We start from the raw sequence: 3,105 nt of genomic DNA on the forward strand, positions 1-3,105 counted from the left end.
AGTTCTTGGTTTTGAAGAAGAAATTCATTCACTGAACTCAGCTAAAAAATAAAAAAATGGTGAAGTAATTTAGTCGTAGTAGATTTCTAATGCGGAATCTGGGTTAAAATAATATGACTGTCCGCTATGTGTCCACCAATGGAACGCGGGTGACAAGGATGATACGGAATTTCGCTGATTTATATAAAAAAATCCGTTTAAATCTGCGTCATCTGCGTGCCATTTTTATTATTGGTACAAGTAACGGATTGTCAAATAAAATAATCTTAACTTTAAATAAAAGTCAGATACTTACATTAGATTTTAAAAAAAAATCATACTAATGAATACAAGGAACTTCTTCAGAAACAGCGCAAGTTTGCATTGGGTTTGTCGTACATAATTCATTTGAAACACCACTAATATTTTAGATTTGACAGCACTTTAAAATAAAGTTAAAACAGTATTACTATTGCAAGTGATGGAAGAAGTATTAGCACTTTATACAGGACCTATATTTAGTTGAATCGAAAAACTGTAAGGTAAAAAATACTTGAATGTGTAAACCACGTTGCAATTCCTCATGCCACACTCTTCAGATTCTGTATTGCATCCAAAACTAGAAATAGTCAAGATTGCTTTGCAGAACTAGACCTTCAATATGACATCATGTTAGGCGACTTTCATAAAGAAGAAATTCCGTAGGTTGGATTAGTACCGATCATTCTGCCGATTATACGGAGTTGGCAACGTTCGGACGAGGAAGTGAACTTTTATCCCCATTTATTAAAAACACTGATTTACATTATTCGATGCTACAAGCCGCTGAAGTGGAGAACCAATTTTAAACTCTGTTTTAAAAAAAATCCATTACTAACTTCACCATCAAAATCACAAAGCTATACACTTTATCGTAATTCAAAAGAGCTAGATAGCATCCCAAAGTAGGATTTTCAGTAAAAGAAAAACTCCTGAAAATACTATTCAGGAGTTTTTAGTTTCTTATAGCCTGAGCAAATTTTATTCTTTAGGATGACTTCTGCTATTTTTCAAACAATAGTGTTCCTAAAAATCGTCTTATTTCTTCAAAACTTCCTCTAAAACCTGTGCTTCTGTACCGTTGGGGAACGTAATTTTCAACAATTTAGATAACGTAGGCGCTATAGAGGTTATGTACTCTTTTTGATACGACACACCTTTGGGGATATTCCATCCATAAAACAATAAAGGAACATTCGTATCATAACTATTAGGAGTGCCATGCGTGGTCCCCGTTTCATTATATTCCATAAATCCAGTTTTGTGCAATACTACCAAATCGCCATTTTGTTTGGGATCATAACCTTTAAAAATGTACGACAACAAATAATCCCCGCCGGATGAATTCAAAACATCTTCTTGAGTATACACCCGTTTTACATAAGATAAATTCATCAAATAGGTTTTAAAACTTTGTTTTACTTTATCAAAATCTAAATTTTTAGATTGTACCAAGGCACGATCCAAATAGAGGTTAAAATTAGAATAATTCAACAACAAATTCACCCCATAAGTCGCCAAAGAAAACGCTTCAATACCCTTTACCGTCTCTTTGGATGGGATATTCGTCACCTCATACTTATGATCTTTTAGAAAAATAGGATTCTCCGCAGCAGCATGATCCGCTGTTAAAAAAAGCAAATAATTGTCCTTCCCTATGGTCTTATCCAAATAGTCTAAAAAACGAGCAATAGTTAAATCCAATCGAAGATAAGTGTCTTGAATTTCCATTGATCTTGGTCCAAAAGTATGCCCAATATAATCTGTAGAAGAAAAGCTAACCGTTAAAAAATCAGGATCAAGATTTTTACCTAAATTTTCTTTCTCAATAGTTCGCATCGCAAAATCTGCCAAAAGATCATTCCCATAAGGCGTAGTTCGAATAATATCCGCTCCCGCTTCTTTGTAAATCGCATTTAAATCATAAGGAAAAACAGGCGGTTTTGATTTATCAATTCTTCCTTCATAAGGATTATCATCGGCTAAACTTTCTGTATAGTCGGCCGCAGGTTTTAACAAATCCCACCCTTTTTGAATGTACTCTAAATACCGTTTTTCTGCATTAAATTGAGCTACCCAATCCGGCAATTTATCCCCATAAAATGAACTCGAAATAAAATTTCCAGATTTACTGTACCAAAAAGCCCAATTCGCAAAATGTCCAGCTGGCAAAATAGCACCTCTATCTTTGATACTTAAACCAATCACCTTACCTCTAAAATTTGTTGCCATTCGAAACTCATCCGTAACAGTGGTAGCTTGCAAATTTTTAGGAGACATCATCCCTTCTTTTTCAGAACCGGCTACCAACGTTTTAACCGATGCATCATCAGTACAATATTTATTTTTACCAGTCTCACGAACGTACCAATCATTCCCAATTATTCCATGTGTAGCTGGAGTTGCGCCTGTATAAATGGACGCATGACCCGGAGCAGTGTAAGTGGGCACATAATTATAATTCATATTATAAAAAGAAAATCCATTAGCCATCAAACGTTTAAAACCATTAGAAGAATAATCATCATAAAAACGATCCAAATATTCTGCTTTCATTTGATCCACTACAATACCAATAACCAGTTTGGGTCGCTGTTGCGCTTGAGCACTACATACTAGAATCAAAAACAACCCTAATACTATTTTTTTCATAAATCTTGTTTTTTTACACAAATGTAAAGCTTAAAACAAATGTATTCAATAAAAAAGTAAAGGAAAACATGCTACACTGCTAAAAAAACAGTCCGTTGGCAAAATATCCTTCCACTTCATTTACACTATTTACCATATATCCAGATTTCAATAAAGAAGATGCTGATAGAAATTCAATTAAAAACACCTCACCCTTCTACGATACTGGTAACCATGGTACTAATACAAACTTCACGCATGTAAACCACAAAGTAACTACAAGATAGTCCCAGAAAAAACAACTACAACGCCTAGCTCGATGCCACAAAATCCTGCTATCGGGAAGCAATCCTCAAGACATACAATTAATATTAAACCCTAATTCCTTTAGAATTACATGAGCAGATTCACTTCCAATACCTCAATATCCAGCCAAACCCAATCTTATTTTTGCAT

The 3,105-nt window shown here is 34.4% G+C and carries 2 protein-coding genes and 1 pseudogene; 2 read left to right on the top strand and 1 reads right to left on the bottom strand.

Translation table 11 applies throughout. The features are described from left to right. Positions 1–677: 677 nt before the first annotated feature. Positions 678–827: pseudogene (locus ACSVH7_RS15045) on the top strand (alkaline phosphatase); the annotation flags it as partial. A gap of 229 nt (positions 828–1,056) precedes the next feature. On the opposite strand, the gene pafA reads toward ACSVH7_RS15045, so the two are convergent. Beyond that, positions 1,057–2,670, bottom strand: coding sequence for an alkaline phosphatase PafA (pafA, locus tag ACSVH7_RS15050; protein ID WP_438067504.1), 1,614 nt, complete (start codon positions 2,668–2,670; stop codon positions 1,057–1,059). Between the two features lie 95 nt (positions 2,671–2,765). Here pafA and ACSVH7_RS15055 point away from each other — a divergent pair, with 95 nt between their 5' ends. Beyond that, on the top strand, positions 2,766–2,936 hold the full coding sequence (locus ACSVH7_RS15055; protein ID WP_438067505.1) for a hypothetical protein: 171 nt from the start codon (positions 2,766–2,768) through the stop codon (positions 2,934–2,936). Positions 2,937–3,105: the final 169 nt, after the last annotated feature.

It is taken from the genome of Flavobacterium sp. TSSA_36, from assembly GCF_051547165.1.
Lineage (GTDB): Bacteria > Bacteroidota > Bacteroidia > Flavobacteriales > Flavobacteriaceae > Flavobacterium.

What these genes read in the sequence shown, in the direction of transcription:
- pafA (WP_438067504.1), bottom strand. Translation starts at nt 2,670, where the DNA reads ATGAAAAAAATAGTATTAGGGTTGTTTTTGATTCTAGTATGTAGTGCT.